We start from the raw sequence: 20,631 nt of genomic DNA, 5'->3' as shown, positions 1-20,631 counted from the left end.
TAAAAAAGAAAAGCGATCATGCACTGCATGTCGCCTTATCTTTCATTAATAATCATTTGCACTATGCTCTCCTGAGGCATGTGAGTTCTCTGCTTTGATTTCAAAATGAATCATCAGTGATAACAACGCACGTAACAGGATAATTGCGCCAAGTATGAATATTTCATTCATACTTCTCACAAGAACGGTTTTTAAAATCTCCGCTCCCATTTTAAATTCCAGACCTAATGCCAGAGCATTTGCTAATTCAATTCGTAAAGGGTAATTTTTATTTGTCAGATATGCTTTCATATAGTGATAAAAGGCTTTTAAACAGCCAACACTAATGACAATAATACCCATGATTTCCAAAATGGATACGATTTCGGGCAAAAATAGTTCTATGTAATGTTCCAGCATATATTGTCCTTTCTATTTCTTATTCAGCGTAGCGAGCAACAATGTCACTTACTGCTCTGTTTTCTTCCATTGCCTTGATGACTTCACCAAGTACTGGACCAACAGATAATACCTTCATTTCAGGGTATTGTGCAGCTTTTTCATTGTTTTCAATTGTGTTTGTACAGATGAATCCAGCCAGTTTCGCTGCTTTCAAACGTTCGATTGCAGGACCTGATAATACACCGTGTACGCAGCTAGCGTATACAGCAGTTGCGCCTTTGTCATACAGCATCTTGATACCAGCTGTAAGTGTTCCTGCAGTATCAACGATATCGTCAACCATGATCGCTACTTTGCCATCAACATCCCCAATGATGTTCATTGCTTCTGCTACATTTGGTTTTGGACGACGTTTGTCGATAATAGCCAGAGGTGCATGTAGAATTTCAGCAAGTTTTCTTGCACGTGTTGTTCCACCGTGGTCTGGTGATACAACAACAACATCCTTAAGATTTAAATCTTTGAAATATTTTCCAATGATAGGAATTGCACTGATATCATCTGCAGGAATATCGAAGAATCCCTGAATCTGAGTTGCGTGCAGTTCCATTGTAATTACACGGTTAGCTCCTGCTGTTTCTAACAGGTCAGCAATCAGTTTTGAAGTGATTGGCTGTCTTGCTTTTGCTTTTCTATCCTGTCTTGCATATCCAAAGTATGGCATGACAACAGAGATATGTGCTGCACTAGCACGTTTACATGCATCAATCGCAATCAATACTTCCATAATGTTGCTGCTTACTGGTGCACATGTAGACTGTACGATATATACGTTTTTACCACGTACAGATTCTCCTAATTCTACCATGATTTCTCCATCAGAGAAATGTTTTACATCGCATTGTCCTAAAGGAATACCTAACTGACTTACGATTTCATTTGCTAATCCTACACTTGATGTTAACGCAAAAACTACTGTTTTCTTTTCCATTGTACTAACTCTACCTGTTCCTTTCCTATTTGTTTTTGTACTTCGTTCCATATCCTTTTTTAATGGACTGTCTAGCTCTAGCGATACCCATATCACCATCATCTACTGAATCAGTGATTGTAGATCCCGCTGCCAGTAACACGTTTTCTCCAATTGTCACAGGGGCAATCAGGTTACAGTTACTTCCAATAAATGCACCATCTTTTACTGTTGTACGATATTTGTTTTTACCATCGTAGTTAACAGTAACCACACCACAGCCGACATTGATCTTTTCTCCAAAGTCACTGTCCCCAATATATGTTAAATGCGCGCATTTACTTCCGTTTCCAAAGTGGGAATTCTTAAATTCCACAAAGTTTCCAATACGGCAGTTTTCACAGATTTCCGTATTGTTTCTTAAATGGGACATAGGCCCAACAGTTGTTCCTTTTCCAACCTTGCTTTCAACAATCTTGCTAGAATCAATAACTACATCATCTGCGATTGTTGCATTGCGAAGGAAAGAATTTGGCAGAATGGTAACGTTTTTACCAATCTTTGTATCTCCTTCAATGAATACATTCGGATAAATCACAGTATCTTGTCCGATTTCTACATCGACATCAATATAAGTGTTTTCTGGATCAATAATGGTTACTCCATTTAACATGTGTTTTTGATTTACATGTAATTTCATCCATTTTTGTGCTTTTGCTAAATCTAAACGATCGTTGACACCCATGGTTTCATCTGGATCCTCCACAATCATAGCATTAACACTTTTTCCCTCGTTATGAAATATCTCAACCAAATCTGTTAGATAATATTCATTCTGAGCATTTTCGTTTTTAATTTTCTTTAAGCCTTCAAATAAATCTTTGTTTTTGAAACAGAATAAACCGGTATTGATTTCTTTAATTTCCAGTTCTTCTGCAGTACAGTCTTTTGCTTCTACGATTTTTTCTACCTGTCCATTAGGATTACGCACGATTCTACCATAACGTTCTCCATCTGGTAATACTGCTGTTAAAACAGTACATGTGTGATCTTTGTTTGCTTCAAATGCAGCCTGAATTGTTTCTGGCTGAATCAATGGTCCATCACCACATAATACGATGGTATCCCCATCATTTCCCTCTAATGCATTTGCCTGCATAACTGCATGTCCAGTCCCAAGTTGTGGTTCCTGTAATGCATATTGTACATCATCTTTTAAATATTCTTTTACACTTTCAGCCCCATGGCCAACAACAACGACGATATTTTCAACGCCTGCTTTTTTCAGACTTGTAATAATATGACCAATCATTGGCTTGTTACTTACTGGATGCATCACCTTGCATAAGTCAGATTTCATTCTTGTGCCTTTGCCGGCAGCTAATACGATTGCTGATTTCATTTCACACGCCTCCATCATTACTATTCTATCAAAAATCGTCCATAAAAAAAAGGCAATATGCCTATTTATTAGCGATTTCTGTCGATACCTGCAAAATTTTTACTATTTTTTTCAGGATTTTCCTTAATCACAATGGACTTATTGCTTTTCTTCTATTTTTTTAATGGAATCATACACTCTACACAATAAGTGGACTCTTCATCATTTATAATGATTTTTCCATTCATTTGCCGTATCATTTTATCCATACTCTTTGTGCCAATACAGGTACTTTCTTCTTTAAACTGATTCATTTTCTTTTGATTTTTTACTTGAATGTGAAGTTTATTTTCTTCGATAAACAATGCTACCTTTACTTGCTCTTTCTGGGCATATTTTATCACATTAGAAAAGATATTATCAAAGATACGATCGATTAATCCCATATCTCCCTGAAGAATACCATCCTCCTCACAATATGTTTCTTCTACCTGAAAATCAGAACTCATTAATTCCAAACAACAATTAGACAAGGTTTCTTTGATTTGCTGGGTGGGGATATCTACTAATAATATATCATCATCTTGTGCATAGACAAAGAAATGTGTAAATAATCGATCAGACATGGTTTTGATTTGTTCCGCTTTTTGTTTACACTTTTCAATATAGGCATCATGATCTGCTTCATTTTTATAGATTTTCATTTCCAGAATATCAAGATATCCCATAAGGGAGGTCAAAGGTGTACGCAAGTCATGGCTCATGGTAGTAATCAACTCTTCATTTGCCTTTCGTGCTTCACTTTCTTTCTCCATATTTTCTTTTAACGCAACCCTTAAATGATCGAGCTGTGTAGCAAGGGAGCCTATTTCATCATTGCCAACGCATTCTATCTGATGTTGAAGATCACCACTTTCAATCAGCTTCATTTCATTTTCCAACCGTAGTACGTACTTCATTTTTTTACGTACAAAATGTATTGTAATACTAAAGAACAATCCCAAAGCTATGGTAGAGGATACGAATAGATATATCATAATAAAGGTCATACCCTGATAGGACTGCACAATCAGGTAACAATCTCCATCATAAAACTTTAATTGAAAATCTTTCTCCTCTGGATAGTATAATTCCACCCAGACAGAACGTGTATTGATAGAAATTCCTTCATCACTTAGGATATGATCTGCGATATATTCTCGATCATTACTATATAACTGCATAGATAACGATGGATATTGTTTCATCAGCTCTAAAATTGCTTTTTTATCTTTTCGCGATATTCTGGTTTCCGTGATTTTCTTCTGCATATCATCTATTTGTTCGGCTGGACTTTTTAAATCCGTATAATTTGCGATATAAAAATCCATGGCCCGATAGCGATTCGCAAACAGGATGTAAAACAACAGCACAGATCCTAAAAAGGACAACACAACAACCATTAGAAACTTATAACTCAGTTTCATCATATGTTTACTCAAAACGGTACCCCTTTCCCCATACTGTTTTGATATATAAAGGACTTTGTGGGTTTATTTTCAGCTTTTTTCTTAAATTTCTAATATGGACCATAATGGTATTGTTTGCGGTATATAAATAGGATTCATCCCATACATTTTCGTATAGCTCCTGATTGGAAAATGTCTTTTTCGGCTGTTTCATCAATAAGACAAGAATGCGATATTCTAAATCTGTCAACATCACTTTTTCATCATCCAGGTATACTTGGTTTTTATCTAATTCTACTTTCAGATTATACATTTCCAATATGTTTTCCTGTTTCTTGACTTCCTTGCCTTTATAGACTGTATACCGGCGCAGAAGTGCTTTTACTCTGCCAAGCAGTTCTCCATAACTAAATGGTTTTGGCAGGTAGTCATCTCCACCGCATAAAAAACCCTGCGTCTTATCTTGTTCCATACTTTTGGCAGTCAGAAATAGAATTGGCGCATTGTTTGTTTCTCTTATCTTTTGACATACCTCGAAGCCATCCATATTGGGCATCATGATATCCAATATAATCAGGTCTTTGTCATTGGCTTTTTTTATTGCCTCAAAACCATCACAGGCTTCTTCGATCATATAGCCTTCATTGCTTAACAGCACATTGACGACTTCGCGGATTTCTGGGTTATCATCTACAATTAATATCTTATAGTTCATGGTGATCCCTCATTTCAACATCATTATAACGCATGTTTTTGTTTTGTGTTTTATTTTTGCTTCACTTTTAAGAATCCTTAAGAAAATAAGGCGAGAATATCGCCTTATCCAATGATCTTCGTCTTATATACAAAGTATCCTTCTTTATCATATTTATGATATGCTTCTTCTATCAAAGCATGATTCTTACTAATCGCAAACACGGTACTGCCACTGCCTGACATCAAGACACCATCAAATCCCATACCTAACAGTTCTTGTTTGATATCTTTGATTAAAGGTACGATTTGAAATGCCGGTTGTTCAAGGGTATTGCCTAAGCTTTCACAAAAGGCTTTATAATCTCCTGTTTCCATAGCGTGTTGGACTTTGCGATAGTCTGGATGTTCACAGGTTTGAAAATCAATCATAGAGAATGCTTTGCCAGTCGGTACTCCCTCCTGTGGTTTTACCAACAGGATTTCAAAGTCTAGTTGACAATTGATCGGTGTTACATCTTCTCCAATCCCTTTCACAACAGCCGGGGTATCATATACACAAAATGGCACATCCGCTCCTACTTGTTTTGACAACATACTTAATTCACTTATAGGAACCTTTAAATCAAGCAATGCATGGATGCCTTTCATTACCGCAGCACCATCTGCACTACCACCAGCCAAGCCTGCCTGCATAGGAATATGTTTTTCCATATGGACATGAAAATGTTCTTTGATGCCATAGGTATCTTTCATTAACTTTACTGCCTTGACAACGGTATTCGATTCATCAATCGCCAAGCCTTCTATATTACAGCTGTAACTGTCCTGTTCACTTAATTCCACTGTTACATCATCATGAAGGGTGAGTGGTACCATAATCATTTCTAATTCATGATAGCCATCATCTCTTTTTCTTACGACATTTAAACTAAGATTTACTTTCGCATGTGCTTCAATTTTCATGGATACATACCTCATATAAATGTTTGAATTCATCAATTGTTAAACTTTCTGCCCGGCGTTTTTCATCAACACCCGCATGTTGCAATACTTCTTTTGCCTTTGTTTTATCACCCAGATATTCGCCAAAGTTATTCAAAATGGTTTTCCTGCGTTGTTTGAAGCAGCCCTTTACAAGTTCAAAGAATGCTTCTTCATTGATAGATGCATCTTTTTCTTTGAAGGTAAACTGCAATACGGCACTGTCTACATTTGGCTTTGGCATAAAGACATTCTTTGGCACCTTCATGACATTTTTCACATGACAGCGATATTGTGTCACAATGCTTAATGCATTATATTCTTTTGTATTCACAGATGCATGGAAACGATCCGCTACTTCCTTCTGCATCATAACGGTGATCGCAGATACAGGCGCATTGGATTCAAATATTTTAAACAGGATTGGTGTTGTGATATAGTATGGCAGATTCGCTGCAATGACTACATCATAGCCCTGTGCAGTATATTGTTCCACATAGGATTTTAAATCAATATTCAAAAAGTCTTCCATGACTAGAGTAAAGTTATCATATTCACTTAAAGTATCCGCAAGAACGGATGGTAATCGCTCATCAATTTCAAAAGAAATGACTTTTTTCGCATATTCACATAAGTATTGTGTCAAAGCACCAATACCAGGACCGATTTCAATGGCAACACAGTGATCAGAAACCATCGCATCTCTGGCGATTTTTTCTACGACTCCTGCATCTACTAAAAAGTTTTGTCCATAGTTTTTCTTTGCGAACATATCATGTTTTGCCAATATTTCCTTTGTTCTAGAAGGTGTCGCAATGGGTTTATTCATGTTTGTTCTCGCTTTCTTCTAACATTTTTTCAATCTGTGCTTTATCCAGCTGTAACATATTCAAACGTTTAAACAGTGTTTTTGCGTTTGGTTTTCCAAGATATAAACGACGTGCGATTTCTTCACGTCTTTGTCCACTGTCACATCTTCCCTGAAAGCCTAAATCGATATAATCCTCATAGGACAATGTTTCTTTTAATCCTTCATCATAGGTCATCAGATTATTTAATGCTTCCAGGATATCTTGTTTATTCGCATGCTCCACACCTACTTTTTTCGGTGTCTTTGCCTTATGTACATCAATAAAGGCATTTTTACAGCCTGGGATACGTTGATTGATTGCCGTTCTGATTTGTTCCCCTGGATGATCTGGATCTGTAAAGATAATTACCCCACGGGTTTTTTGCGCCTGTTCGATTTGTCGAAAGACTTCTTCTCCAAGGCTTGTGCCATGGGTTTCTATGGTATCGCATTCTAGATAGCTCTGTAATACGTTTGTGTCATTTTTTCCTTCACATACAATAATTTCTTTTATTTTCATATTTATACACCACACTCTCCCCTATTTTAGCTTATCTATGGAAAAATTGAAAGAACTATTCGCACATGTTGGAAAAGAAAAATGAAGGAAGTGAAAAAAATGCGCCCTACATAATTACAGCTATCCTAAAAAAGAACCGCACGATATACGGTTCTTTCATTCACTATTCACCTTTGATTTTATGTTTTACATTACGCAGGCTCTGATATAAACGATACATTTTTGGATTCACGATATAATCAAAGTCCCCAATCAACTCCTGGATTTCTCCCTGGAAGCCTTTCTTAAACAGATAGACACCATAATCTTCTGCCTGTGGATCAAAGTTTCCACTCATACCATATAAATTATAACGTTCCATACCATGTTCTATTGCGTAATTCATCATCTTCCAATGCATCGCATAAGGTGAGGCAAAGCGCATGTATTTTTCATATACACCACTCATCAAACACAATACTTCTCTGCCATAGGTAAAGAAAACACCACTGGCCAGTGTCAACACCTGTCCATCGCTTTGGATCAATTCATCCGCTTCTTTCAGTTTTTCGTTTAACTGATCAATTTGTTCCTGTGCAAGCTCCATCTTCTTTTGAATCTTTGGACTCTCTTGTGTTTCCAAACGTTTTGCGCAAGTATCACGCTGTTTGGTATTGGTTTCCAAGTCTTTATATAAATCTTTCTTATAATCCTCTAAATCAAGGGTAGCACATAAAAATTTAATATATCCTTCAGGATGATAGAAATCATATAAACGTTTATGATATTCTTCATCACGTCCCTGAAATCCTCTGCGTTCTCCGGTTTTCTGGATAACTTCTTCATACACAGAAATATGATCACGGTCTAATTCATTGACCTGAATGTTATACTTCAATGCCTTTTTGACAGAACGAAGTGTTTTACGTTCCATCTGTTTTAATACTTCATCAGGTGTTTTGTCCTTCAGATTGATCGTATAGATCCATCTAGGTTCTCTTGATAAATCAATACCACGAGTAAAGCCTTCATGTTGATAACCTAAATCTAATAGCATATCCACAACATCACTGTTGTCAAAGCCACCTTCAACCAATTCCCCTTCTAAATCTCTTTCTTTATAAGGCAAATAAGGATCAATATGAAAGTACATGCATTTACGGGCTTTTAAAAATTCAACCAGATGTTCATGAAAGAACGTGTATAAAGCTTTATTTTTAAAATCAATCAGTGGTCCTCTTAATAATTGAACCATTTCATAACCCATAAACACAGGCAATGCGGATAGCATACTGCCTGCGATGATGTTTCCATCTTCTTTTACCCCTACATAATATGTATGAAAACCACGCTGTTCACGCATCTTTGCCATCTGGGTAGTCTGCCAGAGGTTATTTAATTCATGATGCAGCGCGAATTGTGCAAATTCATTTTCCGTTAATTCAACAAATTCCATATCGTGCGCCTCCTTTTGCTGTTTTATTATAGCACAAATCTATTGGATATCCATGCTTATCGCGTAATCTTCCTGACAACTGTGAAAAACCTGTGCAGAATATGCACAGGTTCTTTAATTAAGCACCAGAACGTACAATTTGTACCTTTGGTGTTGTTTGTAATACATGCTGAACAGCACCTGAAGATTCACTTCCGATATATAAATCTAAGTGTCCTCCATAAATGGCACCGCCACGATCCAATACGATTGCATAGAATGGTTCATCTAAAGATATCCCACTGCCACTCAATCCATGGTTGCTGATTTTCAAAATAGAATACATTGGAATGCCAGGATCTGCGGCTACTACATAATAGTTGCCATATTTGATACCAGGCTGAAAGCTTCCATCTGCCTGTTGTACACCCTGATACATATCCAGAGCGATACCTGTTGCTGTACTGCCTCGTCCATTTGAAAATGAACAGCCGTAACAGTCTACTCCATAAGTTGTAAGTTTCCCTACGAAGGTAGAAGCTTCTTCTTCCTCTTTCTGTTTCTTTAATGCTTCAGCTTTTTTCTTTTCTTCTTCTAATTTCTTCTGTTTTTCTCTGACCTGTTTTTTGTAGTCTTTCGCTACCTGCTCCATGGCGATCTTTGTGGAAAGCTGACCACCTAAATTTCTAACTCTTGGCTGATCATTATACGTTCCATTAATCACACGCATAATATCTTCTTTTTGTACGCTGTCTTTTCTAATAGGCAGCAACATACTGTTATCTGATACATTCTTCAATGTCATCTTGTCGATATTGACTGTCAGGCTTCTTTGCGAAGCAGATTCTGATACAGAACTGACACATCCATATAAAGCGAAAACACAGGTGAATAAAGCGAATAATAAGATTCGTCTTGACTTCATGAATGTTCCTCCTTTAATGAAAACATGCTATAGTCTATCACAATTTCAAAAACTTGTCCAATTTTTTTGTTTTTTAACATGTCTTTTGGTCTTATTTTACCCAACATATAATATTTCATACCTATGCTCTCGCTTGTATTTTTATTCCAAATCCCTTAAACAAAGGCGTTTGTTTAACTTCAGGCAACTTTTGACAACTTCTTACATTTATTTTCATTTGTGAAATTTATCAATTCAATCACAAATTGGTTTATTTTTTTATTTTACTTTTTTTATTCAAATATCTAAAAAGCCTTATTTTATCGTATTATATGAAATTCGTCTTAGTTGTGAAAAAAACACGGGTTTCCAGCCAATTCCATAGCCATTCCCGTGTTTCTTCATCCCATTTTTAGGGCATTTTATTATGCTTTTTCTCCTATATTTCGTCCAATTTTACCATAAAGTGGATACTAGAACCATTTTTCTTAAAAATCAGATTCATTCGCTAAATACTGTTTATAGTTAATTTTCAAAATTTTTTGGCCCTTTCAAATGTAAGCGGTATATCAAAGCTTCTTTTTAAAAGCCAAATCCTCAAGTTTATGAAGTGTGATACCCTCCAATACCTCATCCACCAGATGATATGCATCCACATCCGCATATTTTTCAGGTTTGTGGGCATCTAATCCATAGATTACTTTCACAGGATATTGTGCCGCTACCTCCCAGAATTTACGGTATGGATAACCAACACGTTTTTCATTACCTATCTGTCGGATACCATAATGAATCCCATTCAAATTGATTTCGATAGGAATATCTGCATTTACAGCCGCTTTCACGATACGATGCGCTGCTTCCTCACATGCGGGTGTCCATTCTTTCTTATCAAACATAAACAAATCTGGATGTCCAATGATATCAGGAAGGCCTTTCGTACATGCTTTTTCAATCAAGGATGCATACAATAAAACAGCTTCATCATCATTTCTTGTATAAAACTCTTCTTCAAACAGCTTTGGGCCATGTTGACCAATGATCAGATAATCCATACGTTCCTTATATTCCATTAATTCAACCAATTGATCTTCAAAGTATTCAAATTCTAAGCCAATGCGAATATCAATCTGGTCCTTATATTTTTCCTGCAGGACTTTCACACTCTCAATATAGGAATCCAATTCTTCTTTATGCATACGCTCTCCTGGCGCATATCCATTACGATATGGCGCATGATCTGAAAAGCCCATTTTCGTATATCCATTGGCGATTGCTGCCAATACGTATTCTTCATCCTCACCGATTGCATGTCCACAACGTTTTGTGTGACTATGATAATTAAATTTTTGCATAATGTCCTCCCTTATAGTTCTTCTTCATATGTAAAGCCTAATCCCTGTACCTCATTGGTTTCAGTAACGATTACAAAGGCTTCCGGATCCGCATGCGCAATCATATACTGTAATTGTGGCAACTGTTTTTTACTAACAACGACCATAATCACTGGTTTTTTCTCCTTAGAGAATCCACCCATCGCCTGAATAATCGTTGTACCTCGTTCCAATTCATCATGAATCATATCCATCAGCTCTTCATACTTCTCAGAGATAATCATAACACTTTGTGCTTTATGTCCACCAATCATCATCGTTTTATCAATCAGCATACTGCTTACCCAAACCGATAAGATACCAGTCAAAGCTGCCTGAAGATTATAGGTAAACACACCTAATAAAACCGTTAACGCATCCGTGATCAATACCAAAGTCGGTAGTGGAATATGCGTATATTTATTCACGATCAACGGTGGGATATCCATACCACCTGTACTTGCCCCTGTACGAAATACACATCCAATACCAATTCCCATCAACGCACCACCATAAATGGTTGCCAAATATTTATCCATAATGAAGGTATCCGGCGCAATGACTTCACTTGCCAGATAAGACATCACAGATAATAAGGTAGGATATAAAATCGTGCTTAATATCGTTTTCATTGCGAATTTCTTACCAAGAATGACTGCCCCCGCAAGAAACAGCACGACTGTTAATGCATTGATCATAAATTCTGGTTGTATATGAAACAACGGTTCTAGTGCAATTGCGACGCCAGCCAATCCTCCTGTTAATACATTATTCGGTAGAATAAACCATGCGACACCAATCGCCAAAAACAAATTTCCAGCAAGAATCCATAAAATATCAATCAGTGCTTCTTTATTCGTTGTTTTCATATACCATACCTCTTTCCTCAACATTTCTATTATATCATTTCCCATATCCCATGGTCTAATCAAAGAAAATATTTCAATTAGGAAAGATTTTTCTCTTTCCTATATATATGTATTGTGTATGGTATGCATTTTCTTAATTTTCACTTAATCTATATTATCCTTATATAAAGCTAAGTTTTTTCTTTTATGATATTTACAGATAATTCTTGCGCAAAAAATATGGAGAAACGATTATGATTAGAACCAATAAATCCAAACTCATCACTATAGGACTCATGATTTCCATTATGATATTTCTAAGAATGAATAATCACGATTATTTAAGTACGATTGATTATGAATTGAATTGTATGGATGCACACCCTACTTTCTTGATTGTAAGCATACGTGAAATCTTATCTTCCAGCACATGAGCTTTAGGGATATTATTATGTACTACTGTTTTTTTTGATTATAAGTCGTCATCATCCTCTTAACAACAAAATAAGAATCATCAAAGTTTCTTGTTCGATTTTAATGGAAGATATTTAAAATTAGTAAATCAAGCTTGAAGAAAGAAATAATTTGTATTTTCCCCATTTTACCATCTCCAATGCCATTATATCAAAATGAGTTCGATTAAATAAAAAATCGTAAAACATAATATTATTTTATTTACAATTAACTAATTTATGTTAAAATTATTTTAGAAAACGTTTTCAGACTTTATATAAAGAAAACAAAAGCATAAGAATGATAACCATATATAAATGTAAGTGAGGGATATATTTATGAAAAAAACGAAGACATCGATTAAACTATTTATATTGATTGGCATCTGTGTGTTAATCATTTTTATCACTTTATTCTCATTAAATTCAAAAGAAAAAACATCATGTAACATAGAAGATAAAACCTGTATAAACACTGAAATATTGAAAAAGAATAAAATGATATTAAATCCAATAGATTCTTTTAAAGATATTGAAATTTCAAATATTTATATAGAAAATGATTATCTAACAGCTAAAGTGAAATTTACTATCGCTCCTGAGTTTTACTCTTTAAATGAATTAAATATTTTCTATACTGAATATCCTTTCAAGGTAACGATTAATCCTAATACGAACGAGTCCTCAGTATATCCTTGTGATCAATTATATAAATTGGATATTAAAGATCAAGAAGAAAGTGAAATCCTTATAAAGGAAAAGATCACAAAAGATATTCAAAATTCACTACTCTCTAATGAAGATGAATTCTTTAGTATTTCTTTATCATTCAAATCTCCAAAAGGTGAAAACGAACAAATACATGAACAAAGTTTTGTCTTTCCTAAACAAGAGATTAATAATAAAAACAAATAGTTTACAGTGATAATGCCTTATATAAGCAGGAATATTTCATCATTAAATATTTCTGCTTTTTATTTTGCATAAAGAGATTCTATAAGCTTTGTTCCGGCATTTGTAGCAAGTTTGTTCCGGCATTTGTAGTAAGTTTGTTCCGGCATTTGTAGATTTGTAAACTGTACTAACGCAAAGTTTACTGCCTCTTTGCATATTATCAAAAAAAGAAAGCCATTTTATGTAAGGAGCCTGTACTCCCTATCCACAATATAACTTTCTCATTCATTATTGTTCATTTCCCAGAAAATAATTTCTGTAAGAAACTTCTTGGTTGTACCTTTTCTATACAGTACGCCTGATTAATTAAATCACCACGCAGCACGATACCTTTACCATCACCCTGTGTTAAGACAAGTTTGCCTTTCCATTCCGCCTTGATGTTTTTATCAGAAAATCTTTCTATATTATATATAACCATGGTATTTTGATCATCCTCATGCAGGCCACTTACTAAATCCTCAAAAGTGTTCATCATATTCTTCTTTACCTGATATGTTTCCTTTGTTTTAGAATCATAACGGATCTCAAATGCCACTGGCTGTGACTGTCCACTAATATGTATGGTACAAATGCATACCCAGAAAACTAAGAAACACGCAATATATCTTTTCTTCATTCGTTTCACCTCATTGGAAAGTATTACCAACTGCATGCATAATATACATCACATTTTCATCATACGAAAGCGTTTACATTTTATCTTGAAATATACATAATGCATGATATAATGAAGTTAGGTAGAAAGGAGAATTTTACCATGAAAAAGTTTACGTACATGACAACGCTGGCTCTTGCCGCATCGATGTTTGCTTTAGGCGGATGCTCCTCAAACAGCAGTTCTTCACCTACTACACCTACGATTGCTTATAATGAAGCTTCTACATCCCACTATGATGTCGTCAAACGAGATAAATCAATTAACGTTGATGGCAAGCTGGATGATGAAGTATGGAAGGATATTCCAGCTATAGCCGGTGGTTTTCATTTTCCATGGGATAAAAAAGAAGCTCCATACACAGAATTTAAAGGATACCATGATAAGGATAATTTCTATTTCTGTTTTACAGTAAAAGATAGCGAAGTACTTCAGGATGATAATTGGAAAGATGATGAGAGTACTGTTGATATGGAAGATCGTGTAGAACTATTCTTTGCGGGATCTTACATTGATAAACCTGGTCCTGATGGCATGGAGAAATATTACGGTTTAGAAATTGATCCAAAAGGCCGTGTTCACGATTACTCTATCGAATATTATCGAAAGTTTGATGGTAAATGGAATATGGAAGGTTTGGAAACAAAAGCCACAGTAACAGATGATGGTTATATTGTGGAAGGCAAGATTCCAATGAAATCTTTACAAGATTTAAAATTAATCAATCATGATGTCATGCGTGCGGGTATTTATCGTGCAGAATTTTCTAAACCAGAAGCCTCTGGCAAGGATCCTAAGATAGAATGGATTTCCTGGGTTGATCCTAAAACCGCAAATCCTGATTTCCATGTTGCATCCTCATTTGGAGAATTTAGATTCTTACAATAATTAACAATACAAAAGGCCAAAAGGCCTTTTCTTTACTACTCCGCAAGCGTTTTCATAAAGTTTTCATAAATAATACTGGCTTTATTTTATAAATATGATAAAATACTTTGGGAAATCTCGTGAGGTTCCCGTAAAAGAAAGAAAATATGGAGGTGTCTTATGGATTTTGACTTAGTGATTGTAGGTGCTGGACCTGGTGGTATCTTCTCTGCTTATGAAGCTTTACGTTTACAGCCGGAATTAAAAATTGGTCTGTTTGAAACAGGTAATCCTTTAGAAAAAAGAAAATGTCCGATTGATGGTGTGAAGATTAAATCATGTATCAATTGTAAAACCTGCGCAATTATGAATGGATTTGGTGGTGCTGGTGCGTTCTCTGATGGAAAATATAATATTACCAATCAATTTGGTGGTACACTTTATGAATATCTGGGAAGAAAACAGGCAATTGATTTAATGGAATATGTGGATAAGATCAATATTGAAAACGGTGGCGAAGGAACAAAGCTGTACTCAACAGGTAATACCAAGTTGAAGAAAGAATGTATGCAGAATGATTTACATTTATTAGAAGCACAGGTACGTCATCTGGGTACAGATAAGAACTATGTCGTTTTAAAAAATCTATATGAACAACTGAAAGAAAGAGTAGAAATTCATTTTAATACCCACATTGATTCCGTGGAAAAACTAGAAGATGGTTATGCATTACATAGTGGTGATCAGGTATACACTGGTAAAAAATGTATTATCTCTACAGGAAGAAGTGGAAGTAAATGGATGGGTAACGTCTGTGATACATTAGGTATCAAAACAAAGAGTAATCGTGTAGACATTGGAGTGCGTGTAGAGCTTCCTTATAGTATCTTCTCTCATTTAACAGATGAACTATATGAAAGTAAAATTGTATATCGTACGCAAAAATTTCAGGATAAGGTAAGGACATTCTGTATGAATCCAAGAGGTGTTGTTGTTAGCGAAAACACCAATGGAATTATTACTGTAAATGGTCACAGTTATGAGGATCCTAACCGTTATACGGAGAACACAAACTTTGCTTTACTTGTCAGCAACCACTTTACAGAGCCTTTTAAGGACAGTAATGGTTATGGTGAAAGTATTGCCCGTTTAAGCAATATGCTTGGTGGTGGTGTTATCGTTCAGCGCTTTGGGGATTTAATTCGTGGTCAAAGAAGTACTGCTGGAAGAATCGCAGAAAGCTTTGTGACACCAACATTGTCCGCAACACCTGGTGATTTAAGCCTTGTAATTCCAAAACGTCAATTGGATGATATTATCGAAATGATTTATCAGTTAGATAAAGTCGCACCTGGTACAGCAAACGATGATACATTATTGTATGGTGTAGAAGTTAAATTCTACAATCTGGAAGTAGAAATCGATGAGCATCTAGAAACAAAACATGAAGGATTGTTTGTCATTGGAGATTGTAGTGGCGTAACACATTCCCTATCCCATGCAAGTGCATCTGGTGTTTACGTTGCCAGATACCTATACGAAAACAAGTAATTGTAAGAAAACCATTCTCGTGAAGGAGGATGGTTTTTTGATTTACAAATATCTAATTTCTTTTATCAAACAGTTGCTTTTATCTAATATTCGGCTAATCTAGAGTCAGACTCTAAATTAGCCGAAATAATAGGCGATTAATTTCTTGACTATATATATCCTATTGAAATAAAAATGACTGCCAATCCTATAAAAACAATGGCAAAAAATTTCGATGTATTAAACAAAATTTCTGATAAAAATATTGGTAATGGCATTATCCTTTGCCAATATGATAAAAAGACATATCTTAAAGAAGATTTACTTGCTTTACCTATCGAATATATTTAAAAAATCATGGACCCTATATCCATGATTTTTTACTCTCTTAATATACTTTCTGGCGTGTATCTTTGAATGAATAAAGCATATGTAGTAATCACTGATACCAATAGTAAGAATATCATTAATATCGCAAATTTTATATTCGCAAGCAATATATCCATAACATTTAAACAGACTCCACCTATTGCCAATATAATAAATCCTAGAATCATTGTTATCACAAATTTCATTATCAGTTCTAAAAGGCATAGCCATATTAGATTTCTTTTTGCCAGTCCATTGATCATCAATAAAGCGAATTCTTTTTTTCTCTTATACAAATAATTCAATTGCTGGAAAAGATTAATCATGATAAAAATAAATGCAATACCACAAGCTAACATCATTTGCATTTTCTCTCTGGTTGTGAGGGTATCTTGAAGTGATTGCATATCAATTGTTCCCTCATTCACTCCCAGTCCATTTGATAAAACTTTTTCTTTTAAATTAACCAGATATTCAAACCTGTCTGCTGTAGCAATATATGCAATATATTGATCACTATCAGACGTTTGCTTATACATCTTTTCCATATCTTTATAATACATATAAATATAATTGGTGCTATTTTGAAGATAAGAAACCTTTTCTTTACTACCTAATACTCCTTTTACATCTATCTGAATTGTCAGAACATGTTGTTTTACTTTTTCACCTTTATGTTCTCGTATAAGTATATCCATTGGCAGCTTGTTGTCTTTAATATCTGTTTCTGATAATCCTAAGTAAAAATCGTTACTTAAATATATACCATGCTCTGCGACACCATTTAAAGTTTTAAATAAATCATCATTCATATGAAAATCATCAAAATATGGCAATATGATACATTCATTTTGTCCTATCACTGATGCATACATTTGATAATATGGATGTAACTCTATTGTTGAATCTCTAAATTTTTGTATATCTTTTTCGTTAAGATAATCTATCTGTTGATCCAAGTAAATATTATCTTTTGATGATGTAATCAATAGCTGTTTGTTACTAATGCTTTCTAATTCAGAAAAGCTCTTATTCGCATAAATATCATAATATGTTAATGAACCACATAGACAACTAATCGCAATCACCAACATCGCCATCATAAAAACGTTCAGTTTTCTAAATTTCAGAAAGAAATATTTTATGTAAGATGTATAGAAACTCAAATGTAATGGCTGCATTTGATCTGTATCCTCATGGTTAATGTTTATCGAAGTATCTTTTAAACATTTTATTGTTTGATCTTCGATTGTATATAATTTATCCGCATATGCTTTTGCTGTTTGACTATGGCTGACCATAATGATACAAAGCTTCTTTTCATATGCAAGGCGTCTTAGAACTTCAAATAATACCTTTTCATTCTCTTTATCTAAAGCACTAGATGGCTCATCCAGTAATAGTATCTCAGGTTTTTTACACAAGGTACAAGCAATCGCTAATCTTTGTCTTTCACCACCAGATAACGTTGTAATATCCTGATGAAGGGAAACAGATAATCCTACCATAGACAGCATTTCTTGATATTCTTGTTGCGTATATTCCAGACCTTTAAATGATGCATATAATTTTAAATTACCTAATACATCATATTGATCAAATAAAATATAGTCCTGCAACAGATAGGCAAACTTTTGCCTTCTAATTTGGCTGATTGCATATTCATTATTTAAATCTATTTCCTCTCCGTCAATTTTATAAGTTTCATCATGTTTTGCAGAAATACATCCGATATGATATAAAAGAGCTGTTTTCCCAATGCCGCTTTTCCCTATGATTACATTTACAGTTCCATCTGAAAAAGATAAAGATCCATCTTTGATTAGTTCTTCATTCTGATATGCAATATGAATATTTTTTATTTCAATCATTTAGGCCCCATCTTCCTTTCAAAAATTATTGGCACTATAAATTCTAATATAACACTAGCACATATGAATGTGAAAACGATTTTCTTATTCAATACAGTAAATCCAATACCTATATAATCAAATAAGAATATTAGTATCATAAATATGATAAAGGATATCATGAAAGCAATGATTGTGTTCTCTAAGTACCTTTTTAATTTCACTTTCCTTATTTCATTTTTTGTGAAATTCAACTGCAGCATATAATATTGATTGATCTTACGTTCTCTTATTCGGTTGTTATATTTAATTACCAAATAGATACACAACAAAATGACTAACATTCCTTTGGAAATCATTTTCACTGCTTTTTGTAAATTTTTTGTGGATTCGCTAATACTTTTATAGCTGGCAAATTGTGAATCAACTCTTAATCCTGCTTCTCTAATATTTTGAATCACTTCATCTAAATGATCAATGTCATCTACAATTACTGTATACCCTGTTGGTTCCCAAGGTGTTTCCACGACTGTATGCGCAACATTCTCTTTTTCATTTTCAGGTAATTCATTAATATAAAAAACTTTACTATCGGGTAACATGGTATATATTGTTCTAGATTCTGTCTTTTTATGTTTTTCAATAAGTGGCTCTATTACATCTCGATCAATATACATTAATTCTCCAAAAGTAGTATATAGCCCCATATCAGCTCCTTTTAAAACACCTGCAATCGGCAATGTGAGTTCTTCAAAACTTCCAGCATGAACATGTATCAATACTTCTTGTTCATTTTCATCATATATCCATGCAAACCCATAAGAATCATATTCTGGGATTGGCATTTGGAAATTAATATACTTACCTTTTAAGCTAGATAAATCATCTGTCAAAGAATTTGCTAAGTCCTTTGATAAATAAATACCTTCATTATTAAATTGATATTCAATGAAGCTATCATAATTTTCATCGTGTAAATAAGTGCAAGCATATATGTTATCCTTCGTTCTATCCTTTATGATTTGTTTACTTTCATTAAATAAGCGAATATCAGCTAATTCATTATCTTCACTTAAATAATTTTCATCACTTACAGATAGTAAATTTGTTCCTAGACCTGTATCAAGTCGCCATTCAACTCTTTCCACATGTTCTAAATTCTTTAAAAAATCTACTTCCTCATGTGTGATTGGTTCATTTGTTCCTAGCAAATCATATTCATCAAAATAAGATAATCTTTTATATACTGTCAACTCATTAGACATCGTACTTTTCATATTATTTGCGTCTATTTCATAAGCATAATTACTAAATTCTAAACTTAGTGCACAGAATATAATACAGAATATAGATAATCCCCTTAACATTCCATAATACCATGGATGATGTTTTTCCATCTTGAACATATAATCAGTTACTACTTTTGTATTTTTCTGACATGATCGTTTTAATGGTCCTCCATCTTCGATATTTGTACTATTTTTCACACAGATTATTTCTTGATTTTTTATTTCATAAGATACATCACTATGTTTCATCATCAAATCATCGTGCGTTGAAATTATGATCGTCTTTCCTTTTGATGCCAGATATTCTAATAGTTCTATAACAATCTTTTTCTGCTCATCCTCTAATGCAGCTGTTGGTTCATCTAATAAGATGATATCTGTATTTTTCATAATGCATAACAATAACGCACAACGGAATTTTTCTCCCCCTGATAACTGATTAGGATACTTATCTAATAATTTTCCTATTTCTAATTTATTTATTATTTTACTAGTATCCATGTTGATCTGATATATTTCAGATATCTGTTTCATATGATTTCTAATTGTAAGATCATCTAATAATTCTGGCTCTTGTGTTACATATCCTATATGATGAAAAAGATAGTTCTTCTTATCTTTATCCGACATTTTTAAAATATCCTGGTCATTTACATAATATTTTAAAAGGAAATCATTCCTACATGCGATTGTGTTTAAAAGGGTTGTCTTTCCACAACCACTTTCACCATAAAAACTAATAATTTGACCACTATAAAACGCTAAGTCTAGTGACATTAAAATATATTTTTGTAAAAAAAAGATTTTTGATAGTTTTATCTTAACCACTTTATTCACCTCTTAAAAATGAAAAAGCAAAAAAAGTTTATCTCGCCTTCTTTGCTTTTTCTGACTCA

At 34.2% G+C, this 20,631-nt stretch carries 19 protein-coding genes; 4 read left to right on the top strand and 15 right to left on the bottom strand.

The annotated features are described in order from the left end of the window. Positions 1-45 precede the first annotated feature (45 nt). The 12 genes from DW114_RS15660 to DW114_RS15605 all read right to left on the bottom strand — a co-directional run bounded on the left by DW114_RS15660 (position 46) and on the right by DW114_RS15605 (position 11,787). Positions 46-399 carry a DUF1622 domain-containing protein gene (locus DW114_RS15660; protein WP_117454682.1) on the bottom strand — a complete coding sequence of 118 codons (354 nt, stop codon included), beginning with the start codon at positions 397-399 and terminating at the stop codon, positions 46-48. 19 nt (positions 400-418) lie between these two features. Further along, positions 419-1,372 (bottom strand): ribose-phosphate diphosphokinase, encoded by a 954-nt coding sequence (locus DW114_RS15655; protein ID WP_117454681.1) that lies wholly within the window; start codon positions 1,370-1,372, stop codon positions 419-421. Between the two features lie 25 nt (positions 1,373-1,397). Further along, the gene (gene glmU, locus DW114_RS15650) at positions 1,398-2,753 is read right to left on the bottom strand and encodes a bifunctional UDP-N-acetylglucosamine diphosphorylase/glucosamine-1-phosphate N-acetyltransferase GlmU (RefSeq protein WP_117454680.1); all 1,356 of its coding nucleotides are present in this window, start codon (positions 2,751-2,753) and stop codon (positions 1,398-1,400) included. A gap of 152 nt (positions 2,754-2,905) precedes the next feature. Next, positions 2,906-4,213, bottom strand: a complete 1,308-nt coding sequence (locus tag DW114_RS15645; RefSeq protein ID WP_117454679.1) for a sensor histidine kinase — start codon at positions 4,211-4,213, stop codon at positions 2,906-2,908. Further along, on the bottom strand, positions 4,206-4,895 hold the full coding sequence (locus tag DW114_RS15640; protein WP_117454678.1) for a response regulator transcription factor: 690 nt from the start codon (positions 4,893-4,895) through the stop codon (positions 4,206-4,208). Before DW114_RS15640 ends, DW114_RS15645 begins: the two co-directional genes overlap by 8 nt. 104 nt (positions 4,896-4,999) lie before the next feature. Further along, complete coding sequence (gene ispE, locus DW114_RS15635) at positions 5,000-5,839, bottom strand: 4-(cytidine 5'-diphospho)-2-C-methyl-D-erythritol kinase (RefSeq protein ID WP_117454677.1); 840 nt, start codon at positions 5,837-5,839, stop codon at positions 5,000-5,002. Then, positions 5,829-6,686, bottom strand: a complete 858-nt coding sequence (rsmA, locus tag DW114_RS15630; RefSeq protein ID WP_117454676.1) for a 16S rRNA (adenine(1518)-N(6)/adenine(1519)-N(6))-dimethyltransferase RsmA — start codon at positions 6,684-6,686, stop codon at positions 5,829-5,831. Before rsmA ends, ispE begins: the two co-directional genes overlap by 11 nt. Continuing rightward, on the bottom strand, positions 6,679-7,227 hold the full coding sequence (gene rnmV, locus DW114_RS15625) for a ribonuclease M5 (RefSeq protein ID WP_117454675.1): 549 nt from the start codon (positions 7,225-7,227) through the stop codon (positions 6,679-6,681). Before rnmV ends, rsmA begins: the two co-directional genes overlap by 8 nt. 163 nt (positions 7,228-7,390) lie before the next feature. After that, entirely contained in the window at positions 7,391-8,662 is a 1,272-nt protein-coding gene (locus DW114_RS15620; RefSeq protein WP_117454674.1) for a peptidoglycan bridge formation glycyltransferase FemA/FemB family protein, read from the bottom strand. Between the two features lie 118 nt (positions 8,663-8,780). Further along, positions 8,781-9,566 (bottom strand): 3D domain-containing protein, encoded by a 786-nt coding sequence (locus tag DW114_RS15615; RefSeq protein ID WP_178695031.1) that lies wholly within the window; start codon positions 9,564-9,566, stop codon positions 8,781-8,783. Between the two features lie 548 nt (positions 9,567-10,114). After that, positions 10,115-10,900, bottom strand: a complete 786-nt coding sequence (locus DW114_RS15610) for a histidinol-phosphatase (protein WP_117454673.1) — start codon at positions 10,898-10,900, stop codon at positions 10,115-10,117. Positions 10,901-10,911: 11 nt separating this feature from the next. Beyond that, complete coding sequence (locus DW114_RS15605) at positions 10,912-11,787, bottom strand: YitT family protein (RefSeq protein WP_117454672.1); 876 nt, start codon at positions 11,785-11,787, stop codon at positions 10,912-10,914. A 233-nt stretch (positions 11,788-12,020) separates the two neighbouring features. On the opposite strand from DW114_RS15605, the gene DW114_RS15600 reads away from it, so the two are divergent. Together DW114_RS15600 and DW114_RS15595 are read left to right on the top strand one after the other, a co-directional pair. Beyond that, positions 12,021-12,200: a hypothetical protein gene (locus tag DW114_RS15600; protein WP_117454671.1), complete on the top strand. Its 180-nt coding sequence runs from the start codon at positions 12,021-12,023 to the stop codon at positions 12,198-12,200. 357 nt (positions 12,201-12,557) lie between these two features. Next, complete coding sequence (locus DW114_RS15595; protein ID WP_117454670.1) at positions 12,558-13,133, top strand: hypothetical protein; 576 nt, start codon at positions 12,558-12,560, stop codon at positions 13,131-13,133. A 274-nt stretch (positions 13,134-13,407) separates the two neighbouring features. Here the strand turns inward: DW114_RS15595 and DW114_RS15590 are convergent, their stop codons facing one another. Beyond that, positions 13,408-13,791 carry a hypothetical protein gene (locus DW114_RS15590; RefSeq protein ID WP_117454669.1) on the bottom strand — a complete coding sequence of 128 codons (384 nt, stop codon included), beginning with the start codon at positions 13,789-13,791 and terminating at the stop codon, positions 13,408-13,410. A 141-nt stretch (positions 13,792-13,932) separates the two neighbouring features. On the opposite strand from DW114_RS15590, the gene DW114_RS15585 reads away from it, so the two are divergent. Both DW114_RS15585 and DW114_RS15580 read left to right on the top strand, forming a co-directional pair. Then, positions 13,933-14,718, top strand: coding sequence for a carbohydrate-binding family 9-like protein (locus tag DW114_RS15585; protein ID WP_117454668.1), 786 nt, complete (start codon positions 13,933-13,935; stop codon positions 14,716-14,718). A gap of 159 nt (positions 14,719-14,877) precedes the next feature. Then, positions 14,878-16,248 (top strand): NAD(P)/FAD-dependent oxidoreductase, encoded by a 1,371-nt coding sequence (locus tag DW114_RS15580; RefSeq protein ID WP_117454667.1) that lies wholly within the window; start codon positions 14,878-14,880, stop codon positions 16,246-16,248. A 359-nt stretch (positions 16,249-16,607) separates the two neighbouring features. Here DW114_RS15580 and DW114_RS15575 read toward each other — a convergent pair whose 3' ends face one another. Both DW114_RS15575 and DW114_RS15570 read right to left on the bottom strand, forming a co-directional pair. Then, positions 16,608-18,467, bottom strand: coding sequence for an ABC transporter ATP-binding protein (locus DW114_RS15575; RefSeq protein WP_117454666.1), 1,860 nt, complete (start codon positions 18,465-18,467; stop codon positions 16,608-16,610). Beyond that, entirely contained in the window at positions 18,464-20,563 is a 2,100-nt protein-coding gene (locus DW114_RS15570) for an ATP-binding cassette domain-containing protein (RefSeq protein ID WP_117454665.1), read from the bottom strand. Before DW114_RS15570 ends, DW114_RS15575 begins: the two co-directional genes overlap by 4 nt. Positions 20,564-20,631: the final 68 nt, after the last annotated feature.

It is taken from the genome of Absiella sp. AM09-50 (assembly GCF_003433845.1).
Classification (GTDB): domain Bacteria; phylum Bacillota_I; class Bacilli_A; order Erysipelotrichales; family Erysipelotrichaceae; genus Hoskinsella; species Hoskinsella hominis.
The sequence above is the reverse complement of the archived record's forward strand: the minus strand, read 5'-3'. Positions and strand labels throughout refer to the sequence as shown.